The following is a 26,221-nucleotide window of genomic DNA, read 5'->3' as shown; positions in this document are numbered from 1 at the left end:
GCCGATGCGGTTGGTTCTTTCCGTCCCCTCGCGGCAGACTCCTTGTACGTGGGAGGGGCAGGGGAAGCCAGACCGGCCGGGAAGATCGAGAGGCGAAGCCGCGAGGAGGACGATGGGCGTGACCTTCGAGGAGCTCTTGACCATCCTGGTCTGCCCGGCTTGCAGGAGCCGGGTCACCTTGCAGCGCCAGACCTGGCTCGTCTGCGATAATCCGGCGTGCCGCCGCAAGTACCCCGTGCGTGACGGCATCCCCATCATGCTGGTCGAAGAGGGCGACCGCTACGTCGACGTCCCCGTCGAGGCGCTCGAGCCCCTGGGGCCGGCACCCGAGTGAGCGACGGCGCGGGGAGGCAACGGACGATGCGGATCGCCGTCTTCTCGGACATCCATGGCAACTGGCGGGCGATGGAGGCGGTGCTGGCCGATCTCGACGGACGGGCCGACGTGGTCGTCTGTGGCGGTGACGTGGCCTGGGGAGGCCCGTGGCCCGACCGGGTCATCGAGGCGCTCAAAGCCGGCGGTTGGCCGGTCGTGCTGGGCAACACCGACGTGGCCGCCGCCGACGAGTCCGTGGCGCGGCACGAGCCGTGGGCTCGCTGGGCCCGGGAGCGCCTGCGGGAGCACCACCTGACCTTCCTCTCCTCGCTCTCCCTCCAGCAGCAGCTGGAGACCCCGGCGGGGCCGGTGCTGGTCGTCCACAGCACCCCCGCCGACCCCTTCGCCAAGTTGCCGGCTCCCTCGGACGGGGCCGGGTTGGAGCGCCTCTTCGGGCAGGCGGGGGTGCCCCTGGTGGTGCACGGCCACGACCACCTGCCATCCCAAGCCCGCCTGTCCGGCGTCATGGTCGTGGGGGCGGGTGCCGTGGGGCTGCCGCTGGATGGGGACCCCCGGGCGTGCTACGTCGTCGTGACGGCTGAGCCGGGCGGCTTCACGGTAGAGCACCGCCGGGTCGCCTACGACGTCGAGGCGGCGGTGGCCGAGGCCCGGGAGCTGGAGATGCCCGGAGCAGCGCGCTGGGGCGAGGCCGTGAGGCGGGGCGTCTTGCCTCAGCAGGTCGGCGGTTGATGGGCGGGTGGCGGGCGATGGAGCGATGGCGATCGGAGGCGACGCGTCCCCAAGCGGGCGGGGTACAGTACCACATCCGCTGCGGCCCCGGCCAGGTGGCGCGCTACGTGCTGATGCCGGGCGACCCCGACCGGGTGCCCCTCATCGCCTCGACATGGGACGAGGCCCAGCCGGTGGCGCGGCACCGGGAGTACACGACCTACACCGGCAAGGTGGGGGGCGTCGCCATCTCGTCCACGTCCACCGGGATCGGCGGGCCCTCCACGGCCATCGCCGTGGAGGAGCTGGCGGAGGTGGGCGCCGACACCTTCATCCGGGTGGGCACGTGCGGCGCGATCCAGCCCGAGGTGCGCTGCGGGGAGCTGGTCATCGTCTCGGCGGCGGTCCGCCACGACGGCACCTCCGACGACTACGTGGAGCCCGCCTACCCGGCCGCGGCGCACTATCAGGTCGTGGCGGCCCTGGTGGAGGCGGCCGAGCGCCTCGGGCTGCCCTACCACGTCGGCGTGGCGGCCTCGACCGCCAGCTTCCACGCGGGCCAGAGCCGGCCTGGCTGGCGCGGCTACACCCAGACGTGGACCGGCCAGCGCATCGAGGACCTGCGCCGGGCGGGTGTGCTCATCTTCGAGATGGAGGCCGCGACCCTCTACACCCTGGCCGGGCTCTTCGGGTTGCGGGCGGGGGGCGTCATGGCCGTGGTGGCCAACCGGGTCACCGACGAGATGAGTTACGGCGGCGTCGAGGAGTCGGCCCGGGTCGCCACGGAGGCGGTGCGGATCCTGGCCGAGTGGGACCAGCGGCTCCAGCGCTCAGGACGGCGTCACTGGTATCCCTCCGTTGGCTAGCGGGCCCATGCGCTGTCGGACGTCCTCGAAGAGCCGGCGGCTCTCGGCCACCAGGTCGTCCAGCCGGCCCAGCTCCTCGGGCGGGGCCGAGCGCATGGACTGCCAGTTGGCCCGGACGTTGAGGGCGGCGCCCTCCACGCACGCCCGCAGCATCCAGCCTGCGACCCCGGCGTCGGACAGGGCGGCGGAGGGCACCCACGGCAGCACGCTCACCAGCAGCCGCAGGCCGCTCACCCCCTCCCGCACCCCTTGCAGAGGGACCCCGGCGGCTTGCACCAGGGCCTCGTGGATGGCCTGAGAGCGGGCCTCCTTCTCCTGATCCGTGCCGCGGGGCAGGCGATAGGCCCGCATCACCTGGGTGAAGGCCTCGACGTCCCGTGAGGCCAGGGCGGTGAGCCGTTCGGCCAGCTGATCGGCCTGGCGGGCCGTCTCCTCCAGCTGGGCGGCCAGCCGCTCCTCGTCGGTGCGGCGCAGCGCCAGCCGGGCCACCATCGCGACCAGGGAGGCCCCGGCGGCACCGGCCACCGCGGCGGCGCAGCCCCCGCCCGGCACCGGATCGGAGGAGGCCAGGAGGGTCGTCAGGCGTCCGACCGTCAATTGGGCGACGTCCAGCATCGGGGTCGATGCCTCATTTCCCGTGCCGCCGGCCGGCGGGGCCGCCGGCGGCGCACTCGCTCGCTGCTCTCGATCGTATCCTTCGGCGGCCGCGGTCGCTACCCACGGCGCCCCCACAGGACGGCCGACAAGAGGAGGCGTGGAGCCGTGAGTCGAACTCGCGCCACGAAGCGTCGCAAGAGAGGCGATTTCGTTGAGCTCGGCCTCCCAGAGGCGTTATGACCTGCGTCCCCAGCTGGAGGGGTTGCCGCGCTACGTCCCGGGGCTGTCGGCCGCGGACGTGGGCCCCACCCCCGAGGGCGAGCCGGTCAAGCTCTCCTCCAACGAGAATCCCCTCGGGCCCTCCCCGCGAGCGGTGGAGGCCATCGCGAGGGCGGCGTGGGAGGTGCACCGCTACCCCGACGCCACGTGCCGCCGCCTCCGGGAGGCGCTGGCTCGTCGCTGGGACGTCCCCAGCGACCAGGTGGTGGTCTCCAACGGTGGCGACAACCTCATCACGCTGTTGGCCCAGGTGATGCTGGGGCCCGGTCAGGTGGCGGCCGTGCCCGCCGTCACCTTCGCCACGTACGAGATCGCCGCGCGCCTGTCGGGGGCCATCGTGGAGCGGGTGCCCATGCGGGGGTCGGCGGTGGACGTCGAGGCACTGGCCGCCCGACTGGCCGCGGGCGCTCGCCTGGGCTTCGTGGCCAATCCCAACAACCCCACCGGTACCGTGCTCACGGCCTCGGAGCTGGACCGGCTCCTGGAGGCCGTGCCCGAGGGCTCTGCGCTGGTGGTGGACGAGGCGTACGCGGAGTTCGTCGGGAGCCCGGACTTCCCCGACGTGCCCGCCCGGGTGCGACAGGGGGCGCCGGTGGTGGTCATTCGCACCTTCTCCAAGGTATACGGTCTCGCGGGTCTTCGGGTAGGCTACGCGCTGGCGCCGCGGCCCATCGCCGAGGCGATGTGGCGGGCCCGGGAGGCCTTCGCCACCAATCGACTGGCCGAGGCGGCCGCGCTGGCCGCCCTGGAGGACCAGGCTCACCTAGAGCGGACCCGGGAGATGGTGGCCGCGGGGCGGCGGCAGCTCTACGAGCTGGCCGAGGAGTTGGGACTGGCCTACGTGCCCAGCGAGGCCAACTTCGTCTGGATCCGCACGGGTGTACCGTCGGAGCAGCTGGTGCCGGCCCTGGCTCGCCGCGGCGTGCTGGTGCGCCCGGGCCACCTTTGGGGCGAGCCCGCGTACATACGGGTGACCGTCGGCACGCCCGCCCAAAACCGGCGGTTCGGGGAGGCGCTCCGCCAGGCCCTGGCCGATCTGGGCGCCTGACCCCGGCCGCAGCGCAGCAGACGGCCACGCCGCCGCCCGGGAGGAGGGGGAGCCGTCGCCACCGAGGCCGTGATTCGCCTGGGCGATAGGCCCATGACCATCGCGCGGCTCGAGGCCGCGGCGGGGACCCGGGTCGCGGGCCGGCCACCCGGGCCCCTGCCGGTCGAGATCGCACCGGAGGCCCTGCACCGTGTCGAGCGCGCCCGAGCCGTCGTGGAGCGCGCCGCTGCCGGCCAGCGACCGGTATACGGCATCAACACGGGCTTCGGGCATCTGGCCACGGTGCGGGTCCCGACCGACTCCGTGCGGGCCCTCCAGGAGAACCTCGGACGCAGTCACGCCATGGGGGTGGGGCCGCCTCTCTCGCCGGAGGAGGTGCGCGCCGTCATGGTGTTGCGCCTCAACAGCCTCCTCCAGGGGCACTCCGGCGTGCGACGCCGGGTCGTCGAGCTGCTGGCGGCCATGATCAACGCCGGGATCCTGCCGTCGATCCCGGCCTGGGGCTCCGTGGGGGCGAGCGGCGACCTGGTGCCGCTGGCCCACCTGGCCCTGGCCATGATGGGCGAGGGGGAGGTCCTCTACCAGGGCCAGCGGATCCCGGCGGCCGCCGCGCTGGCCCGAGCGGGCCTGGAGCCCCTGCGGCCCGAGGCCAAGGAAGGCCTGGCACTGGTCAACGGGACGGAGATGAGCGCCGCCATCGGCGCCCTGGCGCTGGGACGCCTGGACCGCCTCTGCGTGGCCATGGATCTCATCGCCGGCTTGACCATCGAGGCCCTGCGGGGCAGTGACGAGCCCTTCGATCGGCGCCTCTCGGAGGCCCGGCCCCATCCCCACATCCGCACCGTCGCTCGCAACCTGCGGGCCCGTCTGGACGGCAGCCCGCGGCTGCGCAGGCCCGGCGAGGGGCCGGTGCAAGACGCCTACTCGCTGCGAGCGGCGGCGGTGGTGCACGGCGCCGCTCGCGAGGTCTTCGCCTGGGCGGCCGGCATCGTCGCCACCGAGATGGGTAGTGCCGTCGACAACCCGCTGGTCTTCGCCGAGGACGGGGCCATCGTCTCGGGCGCCAACTTCCACGGCCAGCCGCTGGCCGTGGCGTGGGACGCTTGCCGCATCGGGGTGGCGACGCTGGCCAACATCTCCGAGCGCCGGGTGGAGCGGCTGGTCAACCCCCACCTGAGCGGGGGCTTGCCCCCCTTCTTGAGCCGCCGGCCGGGCATCCAGTCCGGGCTCATGATGGCCCAGTACGTGGCGGCTGCCCTGGCGGCCGAGGTGCGGCAGATGGCGGCGCCTGCGTCGGTGCACACCATCCCCACCTCCGCGGGGCAGGAGGACGTCGTCAGCATGAGCGCTGCCGCTGCCCGGTGGCTGAGGGAGGCCACCGAGCGCCTGGCCCGTATCGCGGCCCTGGAGCTCGTCTGCGCGGCCCAGGCGGCCGAGATGGACGAGACGCCCCTGGGCGATGCGGGCCGCGCCCTGACGGCGTGGGTGCGCGAGCGGGTGCCCTCCGTGGCCGAGGCCGACCGGTCGCTATCCCACGCCGTCGACGAGCTGGCCCAGGCGGTGATGGCCGGCGAGCCGTATCGACACGTGCGTCAGGCTGCCGGGCTGGAGCTGGCGGGCTTCTTGGACGAATCGCCTTGAGCCGTCGCCACCGTATCGCCGGCTGCCACGCGGCTGGACGTGGCGGCTCCGTCCGATGGAGGGGCACCGGCCTGGACCCGGGGCGCCAGTTGCACGAGCCGGGCCTGGAGCTTGTACGAGGAGGCCGCTGCCGCCTTGCGCCCGGCGGTCATGGCCCACACCAGCAGGCCGACGAGGATCGACCACATGAGGACGACGATGAGCGTCGCGAGGCTCACCCATCAGACCCCCCGACGAGACTTTACGGTTGCCGTTTTCGTCACCTGTGGCCGCCGGGTCCTCCTCCTGCGCCACCGGCGGTACGGCAAGTGGCTGCCTCCCGGCGGCCACCTGCGCCCGGGGGAGTTGCCCGACGACGCCGCCCTGCGCGAGGTGAGGGAGGAGACGGGGCTCGAGGTGACGCTGACGGGCGAGCGTGCCCTGCCCGTGGCGGAGCCCCGGCAGCTGGTGCGGCCCGAGGGCGTGCAGGTCGAGGTGATCGAGCCGGGCCACGAGCACGTGGACTTCATCTACTTCGCCCGGGTGGAGCCGGCCGACGGCGATGGAGAGCCGCCGGCCCTGCGGCCCAACCGGGAGGCGGCGGCCATCGGCTGGTTTTCGGAGGAGCAGCTGGAGACCATGGGGTTGACCGAGGAGATCCGCCTCTGGTCTCGAAAGGCGCTGGAGGACAACGCCCGGCGGCAGCCCGGAGGAGGCGTCGGCTGAGATGAGGCCGGTGCTGGTGGAGTGCGTCCCCAACTTCAGCGAAGGGCGGCGCCCCGAGGTGGTGGCCGCCATCGCCCAGTCCATCGGTCGGGTGCCCGGCGTGCACGTCCTCGACATCGAGTCGGACGAGGACCACCACCGCTGCGTCGTCACCTACGTCGGTCCCCTCGAGCCCGTGCTGGAGGCTGCCTTCGCCGGGGTGCAGGAGGCGGTGCGCCGCATCGACCTGCGCACGCACCAGGGCAGCCACCCGCGCATCGGCGCGGCCGACGTCGTGCCCCTGGTGCCCATCCGGGGGATCACGCTGGAGGAGCTGGTGCCGGCTGCACGCCGCCTGGGGGAGCGCATCGCACGGGAGCTGGGCGTGCCGGTCTTCCTGTACGGCGAGGCCGCCACGTCGCCGAGGCGGCGAGACCTGAGCTTCTTGCGGCGCGGCAACTTCGAGGGACTCCAGGCGGCCATGGATGGCGATCCCGAGCGGCGTCCCGACTTCGGCCCGCCCACGGTGCACCCCACCGCTGGGGGGACGGTGGTGGGCGTGCGGCCTGCCCTCATCGCCTACAACGTGGAGCTGGGCACCGATGACGTGGAGGTGGCGCGTGCCATCGCCCGCCGGGTCCGGGAGGCGGGGGGCGGCCTGGTCAACGTGCGGGCCATCGGGGTCAAGCTGGAGAGACGGGGCACCACCCAGATCTCCATGAACCTCCTCGACTACCGCAAGACGCCCATCTACCGGGCCTTCGAGCTGGTCGCGGCCGAGGCTCGCCGATACGGCGTCGAGATACGGTCGAGCCAGGTGGTGGGCCTGGTACCGGAGGACGCCCTGGTGGAGTGCGCGGAGTACTACCTGCGGCTGGACGCCACCTGGAGCCGACGGCAGATCCTGGAGCGCCGCCTCATGGAGCTGGAGGCGGCCGAGGCCGAGCGCCGGCCGACCGACCCTGCCCCTGGGGCCGAGCCGTCGGCCGGGTAGCCGGAGGAGCCAGGCGCCGGGCGGCGGGCCGGCGCCTCGGGGGGAGGGGGCGGCACCATGACCCGGTCGACCAGCCGGGGCCGGAGCCGTCCGCGCGCGGATCTGCTCATCCGCCGGGCCGAGCAGGTGGTGACCCTCGACGGGCATTCCAAGCGGCCCGTCCGCGGGGAGATCCGCGAGGCCACCCTCGGCATCGTCGAGGACGGGGCCGTAGCTTGCGTGGGCGACCGGATCCTGGCCGCCGGTGGCACCGCCGAGGTGGAGGCGGCCGTCGCCTGGGATGCTGGCACCATCGTCATCGATGCCCGTGACCGCGTCGTCCTGCCCGGCTGGGTCGACTGCCACACCCATGCCATCTACGCCGGCGACCGGGCGCACGAGTGGGCCCGGCGATTGCGGGGTGAGTCCTACCTCGACATCCTGCGCGCCGGTGGCGGCATCCTCGAGACGGTGCGCGCCACCCGGGAGGCCGACACTGAGACGCTCGTGCGAGCGACGGTCGCGCGGCTGCGCCGGATGCTGGCCCTGGGCACGACCACCGTCGAGGTCAAGAGCGGCTATGCCCTGAGCGTGGAGGGAGAGTTGCGCCTGCTGCAGGCCCTGCAGGCGGTCGACGAGCTCGTGCCCATGCAGCTGGTGCCTACATTGCTGGGGGCGCATGCCGTGCCCGAGAACCACCGGGCGTCGCCGGACGCCTACGTGGAGCTGGTCACGGAGCAGATGCTGCCCAGGATCGCGGCCACCCCGGGGCTGGCGGCCTTCTGCGATGTCTTTTGCGAGGACGGGGCCTTTACCGCCGAGCAGGCGCGGCGCATCCTCCGGCGGGCACGGGAGCTGGGGCTGGGTCTCAAGGTGCACGCCGACCAGTTTCACGCGACGGGCGCCGCCCGGGTGGCGGCCGAGATGGGTGCCGTCAGCGCGGACCATCTCAACGCGACGCCGCCCGATGACCTGGCGGCCGTGGCGCGAGCCGGTACGGTCGCGGTGCTGCTGCCCGCTGCGGACCTGCTGGCGCGCCCGCCGGGCCCAGCCCCCGTCGCGGTGATGCGGGAGCTGGGCGTGCCGATGGCGCTGGCGACCGACCACAACCCCGGCACCGCGCCGGTCGAGTCCATGCCGCTCGTGATGGGTCTGGCCTGCTCGTGGCTGGGCATGACCCCCGAGGAGGCGGTGGCGGCTGCCACCATCAACGGCGCGCACGCCCTGGCCCTCGGCCACGAGGTGGGCAGCCTGGAGCCGGGCAAGCGGGCGGACCTGGTGGTCGCGCAGGCCGCCTCGTACCTGGAGATCCCCTACCGGCTCGGCGTCGACCTGGTGCGGGTGGTGGTGTCCGGCGGCCGGGTCGTGCGCGGCGGCGACGGCCCCGAGGCGTCGGCGGGTCTGTCGCCGTCGGGGGAGGAGGTCGAGGTGTGACGACGCATGAGACGGCCCTGCGGCAGCGCCGTGAGAGGGCCCGGCAGGAAGGGCTCACCGCTCGCCTGGTCGGAGGGCATCCCTTCTTCGGGCGCTACGTGGTCGCCGGCCCCTCGGGGCGGGCTCACGTGGTGCGGTTCCGTTGGAGCCGGGGCGCCGTCCACCGTTGCGACTGCAAGGACTACGAGACCAACGGCCTCGGCACGTGCAAGCACGTGGAGGCGGTGCGGTTGCATCTGGAGTCGACCGTGGCGCCGGCCGAGCTCGAAGCGCAGGCGGCCCGGGCCGCCGAGCCCTCCTGGAGAGGTGCCGTGCTGGACCGTCGGGTCGTCTTCGTCGACGTCGAGACCCGTCGGCTCTTCCAGGAGGTCGGGGGGCGCCATCACCTGGACCGGCTGGGCGTCTCGGTGGCGGTCACCTACTGCGAGGCCGATGGAGGCTTCCGCTCCTACGGGGAGACGGAGGTGCCCGATCTGATGGCGCGGCTGCTGGATGCCCCGCTGGTGGTGGGCTTCAACGTGCTGCGCTTCGACTACGAGGTGCTGTCGGGCTACTCCGACGAGGCCGACCGCCTGTACGCCGTGCCGACGCTGGACCTGATGGTGGAGCTGGAGGAGCGTCTGGGGTGGCGCCCCGGGCTCGATGCGCTGGCCGGGGCCACGCTGGGGATGGCCAAGGGCGGCACGGGGCTGGAGGCCGTCCACCTCTTCCGGCAGGGTCGGCTCGACGAGCTCGAGCGCTACTGCCGCCAGGACGTGGAACTGACGCGCCGGCTCTTCGAGGTCGGCATTCGCGAGGGCTTCTTGTCGGTGACCGGCCGGGACGGGACCGTGGTGCGGGTCGAGGCGCCCTGGTACGGGGGGTTGGCGGCCTGAGCCGCCCGGTGGCCAGGCACCTCAGCCGGCGGCCGAGGCCGCGGCGGCCGCCGGCACCCGCAGGGCCGGGCCCGGCTCGTGCGGCACCCGCAACCCGATCCCCGAGCTGCCCGCCTGGAGGACCACCACACCCCCCTCCTGGCCGAGCGGCGGCACTCCCAGGAGGCGGACGCCCTCCATCACCGACAGCTCCGCGCGATCGCTGCCGTAGACGATCCAGGTCTCCAGACCGGCCCGTCGGGCGGCGGCCAGCCATCCCAGCAGCATCTCGGCCTCTCGACGGGCCCGCCAGCGCAGGGGAGAGTCGGAGACCAGCACCACGAGCTGCCGCAATCCCACCGCCTGCTCCGAGACGGCGCGCTGGATCTGGCCCGCCAGCCATGGCCACGAGACGGTCGACGGGTGGACGACCAGCGTGCGCAGCGACCCTCGGGTCGCCACCGCATTGGGCGAGCCCAGGAGCGAGACCAGCGGCCCGAGCGGGGGTGACCCGGGGCCTTCCGGAAACGCCGCAGCGACGGGCCAGCCCAGCGCCCGCAGGGTCACGGCCGAGCGATCGATGGGCTCCCAGGGGGCGCTCGACCGGACGATGGCCAGCACCAGTCCGGGCTCCACTCCGGCCAGCCACTCGGAGAGCCACGTCAGGGCCTCGGTGGCCGGGAGGCTGCCCAGGACGGCGACCCGGGTCGTGGCATCGGCGCTGGGGGCCGCCGACCCGGCCGGTACGGGGGCCATGGGGGGGCCGGCAGGACGAACCGCCGGGGACGCGATGGCGGCGGACGGCGACGCCGCGGCCGCCGGCTCGGGCTGCTCCAGCCACTCGATGGGGACGCTGGCCGACAGGCCGAAGAAGCGGGCCTCGAGCGTGGCCGGCTGGGCGGCCAGCCGTAGCGGTCGCGCGCTCACGACCCCGTCCCGGGCGGTCCCCTCCGCGCCGCCCTGCACCCACAGGGTGACGGAGGACGGGTCGGCCGGGGCGCGGCGCCCCTCCTCGTCGATCAGCCATACCGAGACCGGCACCTCCAGGCCCGGCACCAGGCGCAGGGGCGATGGCTCCACACGAAGGGCCACCGGACGGCCCACGACCTCCACGGGGAGGCTGGCGGCCACGGCCGGGGACGAGGGTCCGTCCTGCAGGAGCGCGCGGAGCGGGTCCTCGGAGGGCGGGGCGGCCATGCGGTGGAGGTAGGCCCAGCTCGCCGACGGTGGTGCCTGCAGCGCGACGACGCGCCCCGTGCCCGGGCGCAACCCCACGAAGGTGCCTGGCTCGGCGAAGAAGCCCAGGTCCGCCGGGTCCACCACCCAGAGCAGCTCGTCGGCGTCGAGGGGCGGGTAGGTGGCGATGCGGGAGGCGACCCCGGCGGCCGTGACGAGACCCTGGGGGCCCAGGACGTAGCCGCCGGTCCAGGGCGGCCTCGAGACCTGAGGCAACACGGGCTGCAGCACGAACGGCGCGGGCTCGGGAGGCGCGGGCGGGTCGTAGAAGAGCCCCAGCGCCACCGGCACGGCACGCTCGGCGCCGTCCGACGGGAGGTTGACCAGGAGAGGCCCCTCGGGGCCGAGGCGCGCGGCCAGGCTGGTCGAGCCGCCGCCGTCGAGGTTGACGGCGTCCGTGACGCCCAGCCGCAGCAGCCATGACGCCAGCTCGCCCACGTCCATGCCCCGGCTCGTGCTGCGTCTCCCGTCGACGGCGACCAGGACCAGACGCCGGCCGTCCCGGCCCACCCCCAGGGCGCTGCGGGGGTGGCGCGACAGGGCGTCGCCCGGCTGGCCCTGCTCCACCTGGGGATGGCCGCCCCTCAGGATGACGGCACCTCCCGAGACCGCCGCATGCAAGCGAGCTCCCTCGGCCCATGCCGGCCACTCTTGGGGATGCTGCGGCACCGCGCGCGCGGTGAAACGCAGGATGGTCCCCGGCGACAGCAGGCCCGAGCGCAGCGCCTCGGCGCCTGCCCGCCAGCCCAGCACCACCATGCGTCCGGGCGCAGGGCCCCGGGAGGGGAGGCCCGGCCCCTGGCCGGCGACCACCCAGAGCGAATCGGACCCGGGGACCGCCTCCAGCACGAGGTGAGCCACCTCGGCGATGGGCCAGCGGCCCAGTGGCAGGGGGGCGGCCCCCCATCGCTCGTCGTACACGCCGATCTGGCCGGGCGTCAGGGCGGGCTCGTTGACCGCCGAGACCGATAGCGAGACGCCGTCCGGCCTGCGGCCGTCGGGCCCTGCCACCACGGTCAGCGAGGCCTCCAGCGCGAAGCGGCCCACCCAGGCCCGCGGGCCGGAGGGGGTCTCCAGGATGGCCACCGACGGCCGCCCACCCGGGTAGGGGCTCTTCCAGAGCTGGCCGTCCCTGACCACGAGGCCGACCGGGGCTCCCGTCGTACCCAGGTGGAAGAAGTCGCCATTGATGGCGCCCACCGCCCCGGCTCGACGGGCCAGCTCGCTGGTGGGTGCGAGCTCCGTCAGCGTGGGGCCCGTCAGGGCGTCGGCCCGCACCCCGGTGGCGTCCAGGTCGGCGACCAGGGCGAAGAGGTCGACCCAGCCCTCGCCGTCCAGGCGCCGCACCACCACCAGGTCGATCCCGGGAGCGACCGGCGCCCGCCAGACCTGCTCGTCGGTGGCCGACGGGATCGCGCTCGGGGCGCTGTCGTGCACCGGCGTCGACATGGCCAGGCCGCTGGGGGTACGCGACAGCACGGTCGGCCCCACCAGGGCCAGGACGACCAGGAAGGCGGCGACTCGGGTCAGGCGCATGGGCTACGCCTTCTCGGGGATTTCCACGAATTCCTGCGACGCCCGGCGCCGGCAGGGCTGTCCCGAGAGGCAGAGGGGAAGGCGACGGGGGGCAAGAAAGTCGTGACCCGCGGGTGAAGGGAGAGGATGGCACTGGCGGGCTGGATCATGGATCTGGACGGGGTGGTCTATCGGGGCTCGGAGGGCCTGCCAGGAGCCGTGGACTTCTTCGAGCGAGCCCGACGACGGGGCGACGCGGTGGTGGTGGTCTCCAACAACTCGCGTCCCACGGTGGACGACTATGTGCGCCGCCTGGCGCGGCTCGGGATCCGTGTCGAGCCCGAGGAGGTCATCTCGTCGGCGACGGCGGCGGCAGACTACCTGCTGCGCCAGGGGGTGCGGGGCCCCGTGATGGTCATCGGGGAGGAGGGCCTCTACCAGGCGCTGAGGGAGGCCGGGCTGACGACCGTGCCGGCAGGGCCCGGCGCCGCCGGCGCCGACGTGGCAGCCGTGGTGGCGGGCCTCGACGGGCGCTTCGACTATGCCAAGCTCGACGCGGCGTGCCAGGCCATCCGCCGGGGCGCTCGCTTCGTGGGCACCAACCCTGACGTGACGGTGCCGGCCGAGGGAGGGAGGCTGCAGCCCGGCTGCGGGTCGCTCTTGGCCGCCATCGCGGCCTGCAGCGGCGTGCAGCCGGTCGTGGTGGGCAAGCCGCATCGTCCCATCATGGAGATGGCCATCCAGCGGCTCGCCGCCCGCGGCGTGACCACCACCCAGGCCATCGTCGTCGTGGGCGATCGCCTCGACACGGACGTGGCCGCTGCCCGGGCGATGGGGCTCTCCAGCGCGCTGGTGCTGACGGGCGTCAGCTCGCGCGAGGACGTGGACCGAGCCGACGCCAAGCCGGACTGGGTCTTCGAGGACCTGGCCCACCTGGCCAGCGTGCTGATGTCATGACCGGCCCTCTCCTACGAGCCCGGCACCCCGATGGGCAGGCCGCCCGGCAGGGTGGGCTGCGGCACCTCGGGCGGCGACGTGGCCGGCGGCAGCCGGCGCATCACTCGCAGGACCCACTCCCATGCCAGGTCGGGGACCTGCGACTGGCTGGAGATGACCAGGGCGCCGCGGGTGAAGGGGTGCGGCAGCCCCCACAGACGCCCGTCGACGGTGGCTTCGTCGAGGCGAGGGCTCCAGGGAGCCTGCCGCAGATCCGGTGGCGCCTGCTCCCACCGCGGCGTCAGGTCGAGGAGGGCCCCCTGCCGGGCGAAGAGCTCCACCCTTTCGGGAGCGAGGGCGTACACGTCGGGAGCGTCGCGGGCCGCGATGAGGATGATCAGCTTCTGGTCGTAGGCCAGCGTCGGCGTCAGGTCCAGCCGGACATCGACGCCCGGGTGGTCGGCCTCGAACTCGGCCGCCAGCTCCTCCAGCGCGTCGGCCTCCTCGAGACCGGCCCACGTCATGACGCGCAGCGTCGCCACCGGTGCGCTGGCGGGACGGGCGGCGGTGACGACGAGCCACAGGCCCACGGCCACGACGAGCCCGATCCCGCCGATGACCGCGGGCTGTCGCCACCAGGGCAGGGGGGGCGGCGCAGCCGAGCGCGGCCGCTCGCTGGCGGGCAGCACCACCGCGACGGCCACCTGGCGGCAACCCGTACGGGCACAGCCGCCGTTTTCCATCCAGCATCGGGCGTGGTGGGGTGCTCGACAGCGCGGGCAGATGACCGCCCGGTCCCCCTCCGCCAGGGCCTGACCGCAGCGGGTGCAGGGGGTGCCCGCCCAAGGTGAATCGGCGCCGATGACGATCTCGGTCTCCGTGCGCACGATCCGGACGAGGGCCCCTTTCCATCGTGAAGCGTATCACACCGCGAGGCCGGCATCCAAGCCGTCGAGGGAGGCATGCTCGGGTGGCTGAGGTGGTGCTGGCTCCTGGCCGGGAAGGCCGGACGCTGAGCGGACACGTATGGGTCTACGACAACCAGATCCAGGACGTCGAGGGCGACGTGGCGCCCGGCGACATCGTCGACGTGGTGACGGCGTCGGGCCGGCACGTGGGCCGGGGCTACTACAACCCGTACTCCCGCATCCGGGTGAGGCTGCTCACCTTCGAGGACGAGGACGTCGACCGGGCCTTCTTCGCCCAGCGGCTCGACGAGGCGCTGGCGCTGCGCCGGCGCTTCTACCCCACGGCCCAAGGGGTGCGTCTCGTCTTCTCGGAGGGCGATCGGCTGCCGGGGCTCATCGTCGATCGCTTCGGCGACGTGGTCGTGGTGCAGTTGCTGACCATGGGCATGGACGTGCGCCGCAAGATGTGGACCGAGCTGCTCATCGAGCGGCTGGAGCCGAGGGCCATCGTGGAGCGCAGCGACGTCCCCAGCCGGCGCCTGGAGGGGCTCCAGCTGCAGCGGGGCGTCCTCTTCGGCTCCTTGCCGGGCCCCGTGCTCTTCGAGGAGAACGGTCTGGTCTTCGAGGCGGACGTGCTGGAGGGCCAGAAGACCGGGTTCTTCCTGGACCAGCGGGAGAACCGGCAGATGCTGCGGCCCCTGGCGGCGGGTGCCAGGGTGCTGGAGGCCTTCTGCTACACGGGCAGCTTCGCCCTTTTCGCCCGGGCCTTCGGCGCCGAGCGGGTGATGGCCATCGAGCAGAGTCACGCGGCGTTGCAGCAGGCGCGGCGCAACGAGGCGGCCAACCGTCTGTCGGGCATCGAGTGGGTGGAGGCCAACGCCTTCGATGAACTGCGCAGGCTCGACCAGCAGCACGAGCGCTTCGACCTGATTATCCTGGATCCGCCGGCCTTCGCTCGCACCCGGCGCAGCGTGGAGGCGGCACTGAGAGGCTACAAGGAGATCAACCTGCGTGCATGGCGGATGCTGCAACCTGGCGGCTTCTTGGTCACCTGCTCGTGCTCCCAGCACGTGGCGCCCGACCAGTTCTTCGGCGTGGTGGCCGAGGCCGCCGACGACGCGCGACGGGTCTGGCGACTCATCGACAGCCGGACGCAAGCGTACGACCACCCGATCCTGCCGGCGGTGCCCGAGACCCTTTATCTGAAGTGTCTGGTGGCGCAGGCCCTGTGAAGCCGGCGACTGCCCTGCCGTGGGCGGCGTAGGGGGAAGAGGGTTGGCATCGGCTTACCGGGAGCTGCTGAGCAGGCTGGAGGCGACGAGCACGTACGAGGGCTTCGTCGCGACCCTGGTGGACATCCGGGACAGCATGCTCTTCTACGACCGCGACCTGATGCTGGCCGGTTACGCCGGGACCCTGGAGGGGCTCATCGTCTCCACCCTGGCCGCGGCCTGCCTCGAGGGCGACGCCGCCGCCGAGGACGCCTTCGCGTCGGTACGCGAGGTGGTCGACGAGTTTCCCCATCGGTTGGCCGATCCCTCGGCACCGGCCGACGTGCAGGCCGTGGCCGAGGTCTTCCTGCGGGTCGGGTGCTGGATGCTGCGCGAACGGGTCTCGGCCTACCTGCTGGCCTTCTCCCGCTACCTGCACGGCGACTACGACATGGAGAGCTCCGTCGACCAGTTGGTGGCCGCCGGGCACGGGCTGATGGACCGGGACCCGCAGGCGGCCCTGGACCGCGTCGGCGAGGCGGGCGCGCTCATGCTGCGGGGGCGCACCCTGCGCCCCCGTTGGGCCGACCTGGTGGACGGCCGCCTCCAGCTGTGGGTGACGGGGCTGCGCTACATGGTCGCCCACCTGGCCTCCACCGTGCCGTCGTTTCCCTGGGCGCCCATCGAGGAGGAGCGGCGCCGGTCCCCGCCGGTGCGCGCCGTGGTGGACCTGGATGCGTTTCGCCGCCGGCGCTCCGTCTTGCGGGACGCCTGGCAGCCCCCTACGGCATGCCCGACCGACCCGGTCGACGCCCTGGTGGAGCGGATCTTCGATGGGCCGGGGACCCTCGACCCGCCCACCCTGGCCTCGCTGGAAAGGATGAGCGAGCAGGTGCTGCCCCTCCTGGCGGTGACCGTGAGGGCGCGCCACCTGCTCGACGGGCCGGGTGCCCGGCCGGTGGCCGTGGCGGGCGCCATCCGTGCCCTGGCCCATTTGCGTCGCCACGAGGTGGTGGCTCGCCTGGTGGAGCTGGCTACCGACCCCGTGGTGCCCGGGATGGTGGCGGGGGAGGCCCGGGCGGCGCTGGAGCGCATGGGCCACCTGGCCATCGACGCGGTGCGGGAGTACGTGCAGCGGGCACCCAGCCTCTCGGCAGGGTCGGCCCTGGTCGAGTTGCTGGTGCGCATGCCGAGGAGCGACCAGACCTTTCACGCACTGGTGGAGCTCTTCCAGCGGCTGCGCTGGGATGACGAGGGCAAGCTGGAGGTGGCTGCCGCCCTGGCCGACTACGGCGACCGCCGGGCGGTGGCCGTCCTGCGCCAGGCGCTGGAGGACCCGCGCCTTCCATCGGACCGGGCCCGGCGCACGCTGCAATCGGCGGTGCGGCGCCTCACGGCCGCTGGCCGCGGCCAGCGCACGCCGCGCCGGGGGCGCCTGGCGCGCTAGGGTGGCTAGGGCCCCTGCCGCGTGGGGCTGGCGGTGAGCGGACCGGTCCGCAGCGTCTCGTAGAGGGCCAGCAAACGCCGGGTCGTCGTCTCCACGTCGAAGTCGGCGGCGCGTTGCCGCGCCCGGTGCGCCATCTCACGGCACGTGGAGGCATCGGCGAGCAGGCGGAGCGCGGCGCGGGCCAGAGGGACCGCAGCGGGCTCGGTCAGCCACCCTTGCTGCGCGTCGGTGACCACGTCCGGCAGTCCGCCGGCGCGCGGTGCCACCACCGGCAGCCCCGCCGCCATGGCCTCCACGGCCACCAGCCCCTGGGTTTCGGTGGTGGAGGCCGTCAGGAAGAGGCTGGCTCCGGCCATGTAGCGCGGCACCGCATGGGGCGGCACCGGACCGACCACGTGCAGCCGTCCGGCGAAGGGCGGCTCGCTAGCGGCTCGGTGCAGCTGGGCCAGGAAGGGCCCCCCTCCCACCACGACCGCGTGAGCCGACGCCATCTCGTCGAGGATATGGCGTAGCGCCTGCATCAGGACCAGGATGTTCTTCTCGCGTGCGAGGCGGCCGACGTGCAAGACCACTGGGGCGTCCGCAGGGATGGCCAGGGCCTGCCGCAGCCACGTGGGGTCCGCCTCGCGGAAGGCTCGCAACTCCAGGCCGGTGGGGATCACCTCGACGGATGCCGTCGAGCCGTACAGACGCGGCAGTAGCGCCGCGATGGATGGGGTGGGGGCGACGACGCAGTCGACCGCCCGGCAAAACGCCCCCACGCGCCGCAGGATGGTCGGCACCAGCGCCCACGCGGGCAACAACCCGTAGTGGGCGTACTCGTGGTAGAGCGTGTGGTGGGTGAAGAGCAAGGGGGCCCGGTGCCGGCGGGCCATCCACCGGGCCAGGCCGCCGGTGAGGAACGGGCTGTGCGCGTGTACCACGTCGAGGCGTCGCCCCAAGAGCGGCCGCAGCGCTCGCCGCCAGGGCAGCGGGATGCGGAAGACGGGCTGCCCCGGCGCGGGCACCGAGGGCAACCGCAGCACCAGGGCACCGGTCTCGTCGGGCTGGTGGGCGTCGTGGGACGGATAAGCCGGAGCCACGACGATGACCTGATGGCCCAGACGGGTCAGGGCGCGGGCCGTCAGCCGGATGGACTGCACCACGCCGGAGACGTAGGGCGTGTAGCTGTCGGAGAAGAACGCGATGGTCATGGTTGCCCTTTCGATGACCAGACTCGTTCAGTTTTGGGATCGGCTGTGCTAATATAACGTAAGAGTCCGGCGCTGCACAGGTGGGGTGCCGCGACGCCCGTCAAGACGCCATGGCCCGCTCGCGCGCCGGACGACCGGGATAACGCGCAGGGGGGCGCCAGCTATCATGAGATTCGCCTCAGGGGCGTGGCCCGTGTCGGTAGCCCCGGAGGGGAGGCGTCGGGCATGGCGGAGGCCGTGAAAGCGCTCACCATCGCTCGTCGCCGGGGGATGACCATCCGGGTGGCCGGAGAGTCGGGCGAGGGGGTCATCACGGCAGGGGAGATGCTGACCTGGGCGCTGGCCCGGGCCGGCCTGTGGGTCACCACGTTTCGCACCTATCCTGCCGAGATCAAGGGCGGGCCCTGCATGTTCCAGGTGCGCTTCGACCGCAAGCCCCTGGACTCCCCGACGGGACCGGCCGACGTCCTCATCGCCTTCAACGACGAGGCCATCGCCCTGCATCAAGAGTCGGTGCGCCCGGGGGGCGTCATCCTCTACGATCGCCACGACGACGGCAGCGAGCCGGAGGGGCTCAGGGCCGACGTGACCGCCCGGGCGGTGCCCTTCGGCAAGGTGGCGCTGGAGAGCTTGCAGAGCCGCCTCGCGAAGAACATGGTGGCCCTGGGCGCGACCTACGCGGCCATGGACCTGCCGCTGGACTCGGCCAAGGAGTTCGTCGCTCGCCGGTTCGCCTCCAAGGGCGAGAGCGTGGTCTCCGTCAACGTCCGTGCCCTGGAGCTGGGCTACGAGCTGGCCCGTGAGCAGCTCGAGGGGCTGGGGCGGCTGGCCGAGCTCTCCGAGGTCGATGGCGCGACGACCGGGGCTGCCGACAGCGGCACCGGCCGCATGGTCATCTCGGGCAACCAGGCCCTCAGCATCGGGGCCATCGCGGGCGGCTGCCGCTACTACGCCGGCTACCCCATCACCCCCGCCAGCGACATCCTGGAGTTGATGGCGGCGCAGCTGCCCGCCTTCGGCGGGGTCGCGGTGCAGACCGAGGACGAGATGGCGGCTCTGGCTTCGGCGCTGGGCGCCTCCTTCGGCGGCGTGCCGTCGATGACCGCCACGTCGGGCCCCGGCCTCTCGCTGATGGTGGAGCTGATCGGGCTGGGGGTCATGAGCGAGCTGCCCGTGGTCGTCGTGGACGTGCAGCGAGCCGGCCCTAGCACGGGCATGCCCACCAAGACCGAGCAGGGCGACCTCAATCTGGCGGTCTACGGCGGTCACGGCGATGCGCCGCGTATCGTGGTGGCCCCCGTCAGTGTGGCCGACTGCCTGGAGGTGGGGCGCCGGGCCTTCCAGCTGGCCGGCCGCTACCAGACACCGGTCATCGTGCTGAGCGAGCTGGTGCTGGCCCAGCGGACCGAGAGCCTGCCCGTGCCCCGCGGGGCCGAGCTGCTGCTCGAGCCGGAGTGGGGCGGCACCGGCGCCAACGGCAAGTCCAACGGCGCGCTCGACGGGCACTATCGCCGCTACGTGGATACAGAAGACGGGATCTCCAGCCGCCCGTTGCCGGGCGATCCGGCCGGGCTGCACGTCATCACGGGTCTGGAGCATGACGAGTACGGTCACCCCAACTACGAGCCGGCGATGCACCGGCGCATGTCGGAGAAGCGCCGGCGCAAGCTCGAGGCGCTCCAGCGGGAGGTGGAGGCCGACCCCCGCGCCTGGGTGGCGCGCTTCGGCCCGGAGGGAGCCCGCATCGGACTGCTGGGGTGGGGCTCGACCTACGGCGCCGCCAGGGAGGCGGCCGCCCTGGCGGAGCAGATGGGCATCGCCGTGCAGGGTCTGTGGGTCAAGATGCTCTCGCCCCTGCCGACCCGCACGGTGGAGGCGTTCGTGCGCGGCCTGGACGTGGTCATCGTCCCGGAGGTCAACGCCAGCGGGCAGTTGGCCCGGTACCTGGAGGCCAACGGCATCCGGGGCCGCATCGTGCCGCTGGTCAAGTACGAGGGGCTGCCCTTCTCGGCGGAGGAGATCCTGGCCCGCATCGTGGAGGTGGCCAAGGGCTCATGAGCACGGTCAAGTCGTCGGCTCTTCCCCGGCTCCAGGACGGGGTCCGCATGACGCCGGCGGACTACAAGGGCATCAAGCCCATCTGGTGCCCCGGTTGCGGCGACTACGGCATCCTCAACGCGCTCATCCAGGTGCTGGCGCGCAACCAGGTGGACCCCGCGCGCCTCGCCATCGTCTCGGGCATCGGCTGCTCGGGGCGCTTCCCGGCTTTCGTCAAGAGCTACGGCTTCCACGGCGTGCACGGCCGGGTGCTGCCGGTGGCCACCGGGCTCAAGCTGGCCCGCCCCGACATGACGGTCGTCGCGGTCGGGGGCGACGGCGACGGGCTGGCCATCGGCATGGGTCACCTGCCCCACGCCATCCGGCGCAACGTCGACATCACCTACCTGCTCTTCGACAACCACATCTACGGCCTGACCAAGGGGCAGCCCTCACCGACCACCGAGGTAGGGCACAAGACCCACGCCTCTCCCTTCGGGGTCTCGGAGTACCCCATCAACCCGCTGGCGCTGGCGCTGGTGGCGGGAGCGACCTTCGTGGCGCGGGGTTTCTCCAGCCACACCCGGCACCTGGCCGATCTCATCGAGGCGGCGCTGGAGCACCGGGGTTTCAGCTTCGTGCAGATCATGACGCCCTGCGTCACCTTCTACGACACCTACAAGCAGTGGAAGCAGCAGGCGTGGGAGCTGGGGGAGGACCACGATCCGTCGGACTTCCAGGCGGCGCTACGGCTGGCCACCGAGGCGGAAGGGATGCCCATCGGCATCTTCTACCGGGTGGAGCGGCCCACGCTGATGGACCGGCTCGCGGCAGGCGCGAAGGATGCCGTGCGGCTCCAGAGCGGCACGCGTTACGACCGCGAGGCCGACGCCCGGCAGATCGACGCCCTGCTGCAGCGCTACCGCTGAGGGGCGTCATCGCCCGCGAGCGGATCCCACGGTGAGGCGGCCACCCCACGGTGGCCGCCTCGCGGCCGGGCGCGCGGTGGGCGCGGCTCAGTGGGTCACGATGCGCAGCAAGAGTCCCAGCAGGCTCAGGGCCGCCATGACGCCCAGCACGTAGCCGAGCGGGCGGCTCGACGCAGACGGGCGCGTTGCAGGTGACTGCCTGGCCACGACCGACTCCCTCCCACCGTCATCTCCCCATTATAGCCGGCGGGGCCGCCTTGACACGCGGCGAGGGCGGATGTTAGCCTTTAACCAGGTTAAGATACGGGAAAGGGTCGCCAGAGTCCATGTGGCGATTGACCCTCGAGCCGCAGCGGCCCCTCCAGCTGGAGATGCTGGCCGACTTCTTCGTGGAGCTCGTCTTCGACGTCGTCACCACCCGCACGCTCTCCGACGCCGGCTCGGACATCACGGTCTCGCAACTGGAGTGTCTCAAGTACCTTCAGCGCCACGGCGCCTGCTCGGCCGCCGAGCTGGCCGAGGGACTGCACATGAGCCCCCCGGCCATCACCAAGCTGGTGGATCGCCTGGTACGCAAGGGCCTGGTCATGCGGCGTGACCGGCCCGACGACCGCCGCTCCGTGGAGATATCGCTGACGGAGGCCGGTCAGCAGGCGGTGGAGGCCATCCGGCGTCGGCGCACCCAGGTCTTCGAGATGATCCTCAGCCGCATGACCCCCGAGGATCAGGAGATGCTGGAGCGCTCCCTGCGGGCCTTCGTGGCGGCAGGCCTCAACGACCCCGGGGTGGTCGAGGCGCTGTGCCTGCGCTGCGGAGACGAGAGCACGCCGGAGTGCCCGCTCATCGACGCCTACCGCGTCCTGACCGGCAACCCGCTGCAGTGCCGCTGAGCGCCTCCCGTGATGGGCGAGAGGGCAGGATTTCCCAAGGCCCTTGCCTAATCGGGTAAGGGCTCTCCTGCACGCAGGAAAGGGAGATCCGTGGCGACGCGGTCCATCGGGAGGCACGCTTCAGCCTTTGGGCGCCGTCCAGTCGGCGTCGAGCCGCGCCTGGCCCGCAGCCTGGACCGCCTGACCCGGTACGGCCAGCAGGCCGCGGGCGCCTCCGATGCCGCGGCGATCCTCCGCCTCACGGTCGACGCGGCCATCGGCGTCCTGCACGCCCAGGCGGCGGCCGTCTTGACGCTCGACGCTGGTGAGGGGCGCTGGGATGTGGCCGCGTGCTCGGGCGTCTCGCCGCAGGCCGTGCGCGAGTGGCTCCAGCGGGTCGACGGCGGCTCCCTGTCGCAGGCCCTGGGGCGGTCGCGCCTGGTGGAGTGGACCGCGTCGGCAGGCCCTCACGAGGAGGGAGCCGCCGGGCAACGGCCGACCGCATGGCCGGGACGGCGACTGATCGGCGCGCCCATGACGGGGCGTGGTCGACGCCCCATCGGCATCCTGGTGGTGAGCGTGCGGCCGGGCCGCGGGCTGCCGCAGGCCCTGAGGAGTCGCCTGGCGGAGTTGCTGGCCCAGATGGCCTCGGCGGCGTGCGATCGGGCGACGCTGGCTTCGGAGGGGCGCGAGCTCTACCTGTCCGGCATCCGCTCCCTGGTGGCCGCGATCGATGCGCGCGACCCGTCGGCTCGGGGCCACAGCCAGCGGGTGGCCTTCTACAGCCGGCGCATCGCCGAAGTGCTGGGGATGGCCCCCGAGTGGGTCGAGCGGGTCGAACTGGCGGCCTTGTTGCACGACGTGGGCAAGATCGGCATCGCCGACTCGGTGTTGCGCAAGCCGGGGCCCCTGGATCCGGCGGAGCGGGCGGTGATGATGGCCCACGCCGAGCTGGGGGCCCGGATCGTCGGGGCCAACCCGGCCCTGGCCGAGCTGGTGCCGTTGGTGCGGCACCATCACGAGTGGTACTCCGGCCGGGGTTACCCCGATGGCCTCAAGGGGGAGGCCATCCCGCTGGGGGCCGCCATCATCTCGGTGGCCGACGCCTTCGACACCATGACCACGGGGCGTCCGTACCGCAGGGCCTCCAGCCTGGAGGAGGCCATGGAGGAGCTGCGGCGTTCCGCCGGCACCCAGTTCCACCCCAGGGTGGTGGAGGCGCTGGCCGAGGCCCTGGCCGAGGACGAGGCGGCGGGAGCGGCCTACGTCTTTCAGTTGCGGGGTTGGGTGCAGGAGGGCGGCGAGCGCGATGCGGTCCGGGAGGGACCGCCCCCGCCGGCGGGGGAGGTGGCCGCTTCGCCCGAGGCGACGAGCCGCGACTGGCCTGGCCTCGAGGGCGCCCGGGTGGTGCCACCGCCGTCGGACCGCCAGGCGGGTCGCATCACGCCGGCCCACACCAAGCAACTGGCGGCTCTTTACCGGCTGGCCCAGGCCCTCCACGACATCCTCGATCTGCCATCCCTCCTGCAGCACGTCTTGCGCATCATCCAGACCGAGCTGGGCTTCAGGGATTGCGCCCTCTTCCTGGTGGACCGCCAGTCGGAGGACCTGCTGCTGGTGGCGGCGTCAGGGGCCTTCGCCGGGCTGGAGGGGCTGCGGCTCGCCAAGGACCAGGGGGTCAACGGGTGGGTCGCGACGCACGGCCTGCCGGTGCTGGTCCCTGACGTCAGCCGGGAGCCCCGGTATCACCCCGGGCCGCCCACGACCCGCAGCGAGGTGGTGGTGCCGATGGTGGCGGGCTCCCGGGTCATCGGGACGCTGACCGTCGACTCCAGTCGTCTCGACGCGTTCAGCGTGGAGGAGGTCCAGATCCTGGCCACCATCGCCCAGCAGGCGGCCGTCGCCGTCGAGGTGGCCCAGATGCACGAGCAATCCCGCCGCGACGCCGTGCGCGACGGCCTGACCCAACTCTACAACCACCGTCACTTCTACGACCGGCTCGAGGCCGAGGTGGAGCGTGCCGCACGCTTCGGACAGGGGTTGCAGGTGGCCCTGGGTGACATCGACCGCCTCAAGGAGATCAACGACAACTTCGGCCACCTGGCCGGTGACGCGGTGCTGGTGACGCTGGCCCGGGTCCTTCGCGACCATGCCCGTCGCTACGACACCGTGGCCCGCTACGGCGGGGACGAGTTCGCCATCATCATGCCACAAACCGACCGGCAGGGCGCCCGGGCCGCCATCGCCCGGCTCGATCGGGCCATCGCCGAGGCTACGGTCGACTGGCAGGGTGCCCGGCTGGCGCTGCCCTGGGTCAGCTGGGGGGTGGCCGGCTTCCCCGAGGACGGCAGCCGGCCGTCCGAGCTGGTCGCGGCCGCTGACGCCCGCATGTACGAGGCCAAGCGCCGCCGCGTGCGGGCCCAGGAGGGCGGGTCGCGGTGACGCCCCGGCGTCGTGCCGGGGAGGTGGAGCAGCTGGCCGGGCCCGCCGTCATCCTGCGTCCCGTCGAGGCGGACGGCCAGCGGTTGGTGATGGCTCGCCCCTCCCCCGGTCGGCGCCGCGCGCCCGTCGTGTTGCTGCTGCCGGGGCTCTTCCAGGAGCCGGGCTCCCTCTACGCGGCGATGTACCGCCTGGCCCGCGGTGGCGTGGTGGCGGCCACCTTGGGGCGGGTGCACCCTCTCGGAGCGGCGGGAGCTCCGGACATCACCGGCCGCCTCGAGGCCTGGCTGGAGGAGGCGCTCCGGCGCGCGCGGCAGGCGGTCGAGGCGCTGGCGGGCTCACCTGGCGTCGACCCCGGGCGCGTGGGGCTGATGGGGGTCTCGGCGGGCGGTTGGGTCGCGCTCCGTCTGGCCGAGACCCTCGGCGAGGGGGCGTCGGAGCAGGGGCGGGTGGTGGCGGTGGCGGCGGTGCTGAGCGGTCCCGGCTGGCGCCGCATCCCCCCAGCGATGGCCAATGTCCTGGCCGAGGCAGGAGTGCGGTGCTCGCCCGAGGCGCTGAGGCGCCCCGTGGATCCGGCCCGTGCCCCCTTGCTCCACCCCGGTGACCTGGACGAGCGGGCCGAGCGGTTGCGCCGCTGTGCCGTCCTGCTGGTGGGCGGCGGACGGGATCCGGTCGTCGACGTCGACGAGGTGCGGGCCTTGTACCGCGCCTTGGTGGCCGGGCGGCCCGACGCCGGCGAGCGGCTGCAGTTGGTCCTCTACCCCGCTCTGGGGCATCGCCTGACGCCGCCCATGGAGGCGAGGGCGCTCTCCTGGCTGCTCTGGATGCTCGGAGCCGGGGCGCTCCGTGACGACTGATGCGGTTCGTCGGGGTGGACCTGGCCTGGACCGACCACCGGGGAAGCGGCCTGGTCGTGCTCGACGAGCGGGGCCGGGTCGAGTCGTGGGCCTACCGGGTCGAGCTGGAGGCCGTGGCCAGCTTCTGCCTCGCGCAGACTCGGGACGAGCCGGCCATGGTCGCCGTCGATGCCCCGCTGTGCGTACCCAACGAGACGGGGCACCGAGCGGTCGATCGGGCCTTGATGCGGCTGTTCGCGGGCCGGCGCCTCGGCGTCCACGCAGCCAGCCGCCGCCGGCTGCTCCAGGTCTACGGCGGCCTGCGGGGCGAGCGGCTCGTGGAGCGGCTGGCAGGCCGAGGATGCCCGGTCATCGAAGTCTACCCGCACGCCGCGCTCGTCGCGTGGCTGGACCTGCCGGCCCCGCTGGCCTACAAGCGGGGCTCGCGGCACGAGCGGCTGGCGGGGCTGCAGCGGCTGGCGACGCTGCTGCGGCGACGTGCCGGCGCCGACCCGCCACTGGACGTCGACGGCGTGCCGTGGCTGCCCGAGCCAGGGGAGGCTGCGGAGTCGAGGGCCGCGGTGGAGCGGATGGAGAGCCTGCTGGATGCCTTGATCTGCGCCCATGTCGCCGCCTTCTGGCACCGGTGGGGTACGGCCCGTTGCGCCCGGTTGGGGGAGGGCGAGACAGCCTATCTCGTGACGCCGCTGCCGAAGCCCGGGGCGGCACATCCCTGGCGGGAGGAGGGTGAGGATGGTGCAGCTGGAGCTGGTCCCTATCGACAAGCCCGATGAGGCCAACGTCATCCTGGGCCAGAGCCACTTCATCAAGACGGTCGAGGACCTCCACGAGGCCATGGCCAACGCCGGCGGTCGCATCCGATTCGGCATCGCCTTCAACGAGGCATCGGGGCCGTGCCTGGTGCGGCACTCGGGCAACGACGCCCGGCTCGAGCAGGCGGCCGTGGCCAACGCCCAGAGGGTGGGGGCGGGCCACTTCTTCGTCATCGTCATGGAGGACGGCTTTCCCATCAACGTCCTCAACGCCATCAAGCAGGTGCCCGAGGTCTGCCGGATCTTCTGCGCCACGGCCAATCCCGTGCAGGTGGTGGTGGCAGAGACCGATCAGGGGCGCGGCGTGCTGGGCGTGGTCGACGGCCTGGCCGTCAAGGGGGTCGAGGGCGAGCAGGAGATCCAGGAGCGCAAGGCGCTCTTGAGGCGCTTCGGCTACAAGCTGTGAGGAGGT

General features: G+C 73.2%; 24 protein-coding genes. 19 read left to right on the top strand and 5 right to left on the bottom strand.

Annotation, left to right across the window (positions count from 1 at the left end; translation table 11 throughout):
• The first annotated feature begins 118 nt into the window (after window positions 1-118).
• From VLY81_RS11755 to udp, 3 genes are read left to right on the top strand one after another with little or no spacing between them, the layout of a single operon-like run.
• Window positions 119-334, top strand: a complete 216-nt coding sequence (locus tag VLY81_RS11755) for a Trm112 family protein (RefSeq protein ID WP_324668381.1) — start codon at window positions 119-121, stop codon at window positions 332-334.
• 26 nt (window positions 335-360) lie between these two features.
• Entirely contained in the window at window positions 361-1,065 is a 705-nt protein-coding gene (locus VLY81_RS11750; protein WP_324668380.1) for a metallophosphoesterase family protein, read from the top strand.
• Window positions 1,065-1,910 carry a uridine phosphorylase gene (gene udp, locus VLY81_RS11745; protein WP_324668379.1) on the top strand — a complete coding sequence of 282 codons (846 nt, stop codon included), beginning with the start codon at window positions 1,065-1,067 and terminating at the stop codon, window positions 1,908-1,910. The genes VLY81_RS11750 and udp overlap by 1 nt, the downstream gene beginning before the upstream one ends.
• Here udp and VLY81_RS11740 read toward each other — a convergent pair.
• Window positions 1,875-2,525 carry a cyclodeaminase/cyclohydrolase family protein gene (locus VLY81_RS11740; RefSeq protein WP_324668378.1) on the bottom strand — a complete coding sequence of 217 codons (651 nt, stop codon included), beginning with the start codon at window positions 2,523-2,525 and terminating at the stop codon, window positions 1,875-1,877. The genes udp and VLY81_RS11740 overlap by 36 nt on opposite strands.
• 193 nt (window positions 2,526-2,718) lie before the next feature.
• Here VLY81_RS11740 and hisC point away from each other — a divergent pair, with 193 nt between their 5' ends.
• Together hisC and hutH are read left to right on the top strand one after the other, a co-directional pair.
• Complete coding sequence (gene hisC, locus VLY81_RS11735) at window positions 2,719-3,834, top strand: histidinol-phosphate transaminase (RefSeq protein WP_324668377.1); 1,116 nt, start codon at window positions 2,719-2,721, stop codon at window positions 3,832-3,834.
• Between the two features lie 93 nt (window positions 3,835-3,927).
• Window positions 3,928-5,475: a histidine ammonia-lyase gene (gene hutH, locus VLY81_RS11730; protein WP_324668376.1), complete on the top strand. Its 1,548-nt coding sequence runs from the start codon at window positions 3,928-3,930 to the stop codon at window positions 5,473-5,475.
• On the opposite strand, the gene VLY81_RS11725 is transcribed toward hutH, so the two are convergent.
• Entirely contained in the window at window positions 5,427-5,693 is a 267-nt protein-coding gene (locus VLY81_RS11725) for a hypothetical protein (protein WP_324668375.1), read from the bottom strand. The genes hutH and VLY81_RS11725 overlap by 49 nt on opposite strands.
• Between VLY81_RS11725 and VLY81_RS11720 the strand changes: the two genes are divergently transcribed.
• From VLY81_RS11720 to VLY81_RS11705, 4 genes are read left to right on the top strand one after another with little or no spacing between them, the layout of a single operon-like run.
• The gene (locus VLY81_RS11720) at window positions 5,674-6,180 is read left to right on the top strand and encodes an NUDIX domain-containing protein (RefSeq protein ID WP_324668374.1); all 507 of its coding nucleotides are present in this window, start codon (window positions 5,674-5,676) and stop codon (window positions 6,178-6,180) included. The two genes, VLY81_RS11725 and VLY81_RS11720, sit on opposite strands and share 20 nt — an antisense overlap.
• Window position 6,181: 1 nt before the next feature.
• Window positions 6,182-7,153, top strand: a complete 972-nt coding sequence (ftcD, locus tag VLY81_RS11715; protein WP_324668373.1) for a glutamate formimidoyltransferase — start codon at window positions 6,182-6,184, stop codon at window positions 7,151-7,153.
• 57 nt (window positions 7,154-7,210) lie between these two features.
• The gene (gene hutI, locus VLY81_RS11710; RefSeq protein WP_324668372.1) at window positions 7,211-8,566 is read left to right on the top strand and encodes an imidazolonepropionase; all 1,356 of its coding nucleotides are present in this window, start codon (window positions 7,211-7,213) and stop codon (window positions 8,564-8,566) included.
• Window positions 8,563-9,441: a 3'-5' exonuclease family protein gene (locus VLY81_RS11705; RefSeq protein WP_324668371.1), complete on the top strand. Its 879-nt coding sequence runs from the start codon at window positions 8,563-8,565 to the stop codon at window positions 9,439-9,441. The genes hutI and VLY81_RS11705 overlap by 4 nt, the downstream gene beginning before the upstream one ends.
• 21 nt (window positions 9,442-9,462) lie before the next feature.
• On the opposite strand, the gene VLY81_RS11700 is transcribed toward VLY81_RS11705, so the two are convergent.
• A complete protein-coding gene (locus VLY81_RS11700; RefSeq protein WP_324668369.1) occupies window positions 9,463-12,192 on the bottom strand; it encodes a phosphodiester glycosidase family protein in 2,730 nt (909 codons plus the stop codon).
• A gap of 126 nt (window positions 12,193-12,318) precedes the next feature.
• On the opposite strand from VLY81_RS11700, the gene VLY81_RS11695 reads away from it, so the two are divergent.
• Window positions 12,319-13,128 (top strand): HAD-IIA family hydrolase, encoded by an 810-nt coding sequence (locus tag VLY81_RS11695; protein ID WP_324668368.1) that lies wholly within the window; start codon window positions 12,319-12,321, stop codon window positions 13,126-13,128.
• Window positions 13,129-13,139: 11 nt separating this feature from the next.
• On the opposite strand, the gene VLY81_RS11690 is transcribed toward VLY81_RS11695, so the two are convergent.
• The gene (locus VLY81_RS11690) at window positions 13,140-13,994 is read right to left on the bottom strand and encodes an extracellular solute-binding protein (protein WP_324668367.1); all 855 of its coding nucleotides are present in this window, start codon (window positions 13,992-13,994) and stop codon (window positions 13,140-13,142) included.
• An 83-nt stretch (window positions 13,995-14,077) separates the two neighbouring features.
• Here VLY81_RS11690 and VLY81_RS11685 point away from each other — a divergent pair, with 83 nt between their 5' ends.
• Both VLY81_RS11685 and VLY81_RS11680 read left to right on the top strand, forming a co-directional pair.
• Window positions 14,078-15,247: a class I SAM-dependent rRNA methyltransferase gene (locus tag VLY81_RS11685; protein ID WP_324668365.1), complete on the top strand. Its 1,170-nt coding sequence runs from the start codon at window positions 14,078-14,080 to the stop codon at window positions 15,245-15,247.
• 43 nt (window positions 15,248-15,290) lie between these two features.
• Entirely contained in the window at window positions 15,291-16,673 is a 1,383-nt protein-coding gene (locus VLY81_RS11680; RefSeq protein WP_324668364.1) for a DUF2150 family protein, read from the top strand.
• Window positions 16,674-16,678: 5 nt separating this feature from the next.
• Here VLY81_RS11680 and VLY81_RS11675 read toward each other — a convergent pair whose 3' ends face one another.
• A complete protein-coding gene (locus VLY81_RS11675) occupies window positions 16,679-17,866 on the bottom strand; it encodes a glycosyltransferase (RefSeq protein WP_324668363.1) in 1,188 nt (395 codons plus the stop codon).
• Between the two features lie 225 nt (window positions 17,867-18,091).
• Between VLY81_RS11675 and VLY81_RS11670 the strand changes: the two genes are divergently transcribed.
• The 7 genes from VLY81_RS11670 (at window position 18,092) to VLY81_RS11640 (ending at window position 26,215) form a co-directional block, all read left to right on the top strand.
• Entirely contained in the window at window positions 18,092-19,924 is a 1,833-nt protein-coding gene (locus VLY81_RS11670) for a 2-oxoacid:acceptor oxidoreductase subunit alpha (protein ID WP_324668362.1), read from the top strand.
• The gene (locus tag VLY81_RS11665) at window positions 19,921-20,832 is read left to right on the top strand and encodes a 2-oxoacid:ferredoxin oxidoreductase subunit beta (RefSeq protein ID WP_324668361.1); all 912 of its coding nucleotides are present in this window, start codon (window positions 19,921-19,923) and stop codon (window positions 20,830-20,832) included. The genes VLY81_RS11670 and VLY81_RS11665 overlap by 4 nt, the downstream gene beginning before the upstream one ends.
• 326 nt (window positions 20,833-21,158) lie before the next feature.
• Window positions 21,159-21,722 carry a MarR family winged helix-turn-helix transcriptional regulator gene (locus VLY81_RS11660; RefSeq protein WP_324668360.1) on the top strand — a complete coding sequence of 188 codons (564 nt, stop codon included), beginning with the start codon at window positions 21,159-21,161 and terminating at the stop codon, window positions 21,720-21,722.
• A gap of 90 nt (window positions 21,723-21,812) precedes the next feature.
• Window positions 21,813-24,143: a bifunctional diguanylate cyclase/phosphohydrolase gene (locus VLY81_RS11655; protein ID WP_324668359.1), complete on the top strand. Its 2,331-nt coding sequence runs from the start codon at window positions 21,813-21,815 to the stop codon at window positions 24,141-24,143.
• Entirely contained in the window at window positions 24,140-24,997 is an 858-nt protein-coding gene (locus VLY81_RS11650; RefSeq protein ID WP_324668358.1) for an alpha/beta hydrolase family protein, read from the top strand. The genes VLY81_RS11655 and VLY81_RS11650 overlap by 4 nt, the downstream gene beginning before the upstream one ends.
• Window positions 24,997-25,770 (top strand): DUF429 domain-containing protein, encoded by a 774-nt coding sequence (locus VLY81_RS11645; RefSeq protein WP_324668357.1) that lies wholly within the window; start codon window positions 24,997-24,999, stop codon window positions 25,768-25,770. The genes VLY81_RS11650 and VLY81_RS11645 overlap by 1 nt, the downstream gene beginning before the upstream one ends.
• Window positions 25,730-26,215 (top strand): adenosine-specific kinase, encoded by a 486-nt coding sequence (locus VLY81_RS11640; protein ID WP_324668356.1) that lies wholly within the window; start codon window positions 25,730-25,732, stop codon window positions 26,213-26,215. The genes VLY81_RS11645 and VLY81_RS11640 overlap by 41 nt, the downstream gene beginning before the upstream one ends.
• Window positions 26,216-26,221: the final 6 nt, after the last annotated feature.

Origin of the sequence: Limnochorda sp. LNt, assembly GCF_035593265.1 — a bacterium.
Lineage (GTDB): Bacteria > Bacillota > Limnochordia > Limnochordales > Geochordaceae > Geochorda > Geochorda subterranea.
The sequence above is the reverse complement of the archived record's forward strand: the minus strand, read 5'-3'. Positions and strand labels throughout refer to the sequence as shown.

Bases quoted from the DNA above. Each gene is read 5' to 3' on its own strand.
- hutI (WP_324668372.1), top strand. From the start codon at position 7,211: ATGACCCGGTCGACCAGCCGGGGCCGGAGCCGTCCGCGCGCGGATCTG.
- VLY81_RS11675 (WP_324668363.1), bottom strand. From the start codon at position 17,866: ATGACCATCGCGTTCTTCTCCGACAGCTACACGCCCTACGTCTCCGGC.
- VLY81_RS11695 (WP_324668368.1), top strand. From the start codon at position 12,319: ATGGCACTGGCGGGCTGGATCATGGATCTGGACGGGGTGGTCTATCGG.
- hutH (WP_324668376.1), top strand. From the start codon at position 3,928: ATGACCATCGCGCGGCTCGAGGCCGCGGCGGGGACCCGGGTCGCGGGC.
- VLY81_RS11750 (WP_324668380.1), top strand. From the start codon at position 361: ATGCGGATCGCCGTCTTCTCGGACATCCATGGCAACTGGCGGGCGATG.
- VLY81_RS11665 (WP_324668361.1), top strand. From the start codon at position 19,921: ATGAGCACGGTCAAGTCGTCGGCTCTTCCCCGGCTCCAGGACGGGGTC.
- VLY81_RS11720 (WP_324668374.1), top strand. From the start codon at position 5,674: ATGAGCGTCGCGAGGCTCACCCATCAGACCCCCCGACGAGACTTTACG.
- VLY81_RS11660 (WP_324668360.1), top strand. From the start codon at position 21,159: ATGTGGCGATTGACCCTCGAGCCGCAGCGGCCCCTCCAGCTGGAGATG.
- VLY81_RS11640 (WP_324668356.1), top strand. From the start codon at position 25,730: ATGGTGCAGCTGGAGCTGGTCCCTATCGACAAGCCCGATGAGGCCAAC.
- VLY81_RS11700 (WP_324668369.1), bottom strand. From the start codon at position 12,192: ATGCGCCTGACCCGAGTCGCCGCCTTCCTGGTCGTCCTGGCCCTGGTG.
- udp (WP_324668379.1), top strand. From the start codon at position 1,065: ATGGGCGGGTGGCGGGCGATGGAGCGATGGCGATCGGAGGCGACGCGT.
- VLY81_RS11740 (WP_324668378.1), bottom strand. From the start codon at position 2,525: ATGCTGGACGTCGCCCAATTGACGGTCGGACGCCTGACGACCCTCCTG.
- ftcD (WP_324668373.1), top strand. From the start codon at position 6,182: ATGAGGCCGGTGCTGGTGGAGTGCGTCCCCAACTTCAGCGAAGGGCGG.
- VLY81_RS11645 (WP_324668357.1), top strand. From the start codon at position 24,997: ATGCGGTTCGTCGGGGTGGACCTGGCCTGGACCGACCACCGGGGAAGC.
- VLY81_RS11670 (WP_324668362.1), top strand. From the start codon at position 18,092: ATGGCGGAGGCCGTGAAAGCGCTCACCATCGCTCGTCGCCGGGGGATG.